We start from the raw sequence: 720 nt of genomic DNA on the forward strand, positions 1-720 counted from the left end.
TCCACATGGTAAGCGCTTTTGCAGCAGCCAATGGTGTTGTTCTTGGTCAGGTTAAGACCGAAGAGAAGAGCAATGAGATTACCGCCATCCCTGATCTGCTTGAGTTGCTGGAAATAAAAGGGTGCCTGATCACCATTGATGCCATGGGATGCCAGAGAGCCATTGCCAAAAAGATCGTGGAGAAGGATGCAGATTACCTTCTCGCGGTGAAAGGGAATCAAGGCAAATTACACGATGCTTTTCAAAACCACTTTACTGTGATGAAAGTTCAGAACTGGTCAGGTGACAGCTATCAGACCGTCGAGAAACAGCATGGTCGGCATGAAACACGTTTCTATATTGTCAGTGATCTGTTCGACGAGTTTGTGAATCTGTCGTTTGACTGGCCAGGCATGAAAACGCTCGGTGTAGCGCTTGCTATTCGTGAGGTAGAAGGTCGAGAACTTGCCTTGGAAGATATCACCCTGCGGTATTACATCAGCTCAGCAGAACTGACCGCTGAGAAGTTGGCGCAAGCGACCAGGGAGCACTGGTATATAGAGAATAAGCTGCACTGGAAGCTTGATGTGGCGATGGGTGAAGATGATTGCAGGATTCGACGGGGGGATGCCTCAGAAATCCTGGCAGGCTTTCGGCATATTGCCCTGAACCTTCTCAACGATGTGAAAAGCTTTAGCGGTGGTATGAAAAGAAAGCAGAAGAAAGCTTCACGAAGCACAG

Annotated in this window: 1 protein-coding gene; it reads left to right on the plus strand. The window is 48.3% G+C overall.

The genetic code is table 11. The annotated features are described in order from the left end of the window. Positions 1–720: ISAs1 family transposase (locus tag ABD892_RS10265; protein ID WP_345195530.1), on the plus strand; the 720-nt coding region annotated here is incomplete at both ends.

This window comes from Kistimonas scapharcae, assembly GCF_039540975.1.
In the GTDB taxonomy this organism is placed as follows: Bacteria; Pseudomonadota; Gammaproteobacteria; order Pseudomonadales; family Endozoicomonadaceae; genus Kistimonas; species Kistimonas scapharcae.